This window comes from Promineifilum sp. (SeqCode) (assembly GCF_041918635.1).
Classification (GTDB): Bacteria; Chloroflexota; Anaerolineae; order Promineifilales; family Promineifilaceae; genus Promineifilum.
The window spans coordinates 1-1,782 of sequence record NZ_JAYRVJ010000509.1 but is presented as its reverse complement, the minus strand read 5'-3'; the positions used below and the strand labels follow the sequence as shown (position 1 = coordinate 1,782).

2 protein-coding genes are annotated in these 1,782 nt (G+C 67.0%); both read left to right on the top strand.

Translation table 11 applies throughout. The features are described 5' to 3' along the window. The coding region (locus ACE3UY_RS15405) for a glycosyltransferase (protein WP_374688385.1) at positions 1-315 on the top strand (315 nt) is incomplete at its 5' end. Then, on the top strand, positions 312-1,739 hold the full coding sequence (locus ACE3UY_RS15400; RefSeq protein ID WP_374688384.1) for a sugar transferase: 1,428 nt from the start codon (positions 312-314) through the stop codon (positions 1,737-1,739). The genes ACE3UY_RS15405 and ACE3UY_RS15400, both read left to right, overlap by 4 nt. Positions 1,740-1,782 lie beyond the last annotated feature (43 nt).

The window sequence follows — 1,782 nt, the reverse complement described above, 5'->3', positions numbered from 1 at the left end:
GTCTTCCCCTCGCTCTACGAGGGCTTCGGCCTGCCCATCGTCGAGGCCCTGGCCTGCGGCGCGCCGGTCATCGCCGCCGATACGTCCTCCCTGCCGGAAGCGGGCGGGACGGCCGCGCTCTACTTTGATCCCCACGACACCGGCGCGCTGGCCGCGCACCTGGCCGCCGTCCTCGACGACGAGGCGTTGCGCCGGCGGCTGCGGGAGGCGGGACCGGCCCAGGCGGCGCATTTCTCGTGGGAGCGGGCGGGGCGTGAGATGGCGACTGTCTACCGGCGCGCGCTGGGCCAACTGTTACCGGATGGTGTGTTGTGAAGAACCCCGTCGTCCATTGGGTGACCATCGTCACCGATCTGCTGCTGATCAACCTGGCCTTTGGGCTGGCCTACGTCGTTCGCTACGTGTGGCAATGGTTCCGGCCGGTGGCCTTCTCCGAGCCGTACGGTGACTATCTGGGGCAGCAGCTTATCCTCACCATCCTGTTGGCGCTGACCTTTCGTTACACCGACGTGTGGCGGCGGCGGCGTGGCGAATCCTGGCTGGACGAGGCGGCCCGCGCGGCCACGGCGTCGGCGGCCGGTATCACCCTGATGATGGCCGTCACCTTCTTCTTGCAGCCGACGCCCTTCTCACGCCTGCTCATCTTCTGGGCGCTGCTGTTCATTGTCCTGTTCATCGGCGCGGCGCGGCTGGTGCGCCACCTGCTGATGAACGCGCTCTACCGCCGTGGCATTGGGGCCGACCGGGTGATCGTCGTCGGCAGCGGCGAGACGGGCCTGAGCCTGATCCGCACTCTGCTGGCCCGGCCCGACCTGGGTTTCTCCGTCATCGGCTACCTGGACGATGGCGTCGGCCAGAACAACGTCGGCCTCGGCCGCATCCCGCGTCTGGGCAGTTACCACGACCTGGGCCGCTATCTGAACGGAGCGACGCCCGTGGATACCGTCTTCATCGCCCTGCCGGGCGAGATGCACCGGCAGCTGCTCCACCTGCTCCAACTCTGCCAGCAGCGCAAGGTGCGCGCCCAGGTGGTGCCCGACCTGCTGCAACTGAGCCTGAACCGGGTGGAGTTCACCAACATGGCCGGCGTGCCCATGCTGGGGGTGCGCGACATGGCGACGTTCGGCCACATCAGCAAGCTGGGGTTGTTCCTCAAGCGGGCGCTCGATCTGACGGTCATCATCCTGCTGGGGCCGCTGGCGTTGCTGGTGATGGCCGCGGTGGCGCTGGCGATCAAGCTGGATTCACCCGGGCCGGTCTTTTACGCCTCGCCGCGGGTGGGGCGGAACGGCCGGCTGTTCATGATGCACAAGTTTCGCTCGATGGTCGTCGGCGCGGAGCAGCAGAAGGAGGCGCTATTGGCGTTGAACGAGGCGGACGGGCCGCTGTTCAAGATCAGGGATGACCCGCGCCTGACCCGCGTCGGCCGCTTCATTCGCCGCCTGAGCCTGGACGAGTTGCCGCAACTCTACAACGTGCTGCTGGGGCAGATGAGCCTGGTCGGGCCGCGCCCCCCGCTGCCCGAAGAGGTGGAAGCCTACAAGCCATGGCACCGGCAGCGATTGGCCGTCGTCGGTGGGCTCACCGGCCTCTGGCAGGTCAGCGGCCGGTCGGACTTGACCTTCGACGAGTTGTGCCTGCTGGACATCTATTATATTGAGAACTGGACGCTGGGACTGGACGTGCGCATCCTGTTGCAAACTGTGCCGCATCTGCTCTCGGCGCGTGGGGCGTACTAAGCGAACTTGTGTGACCTACTCGCCCGAATCATCCTCAGGCGCC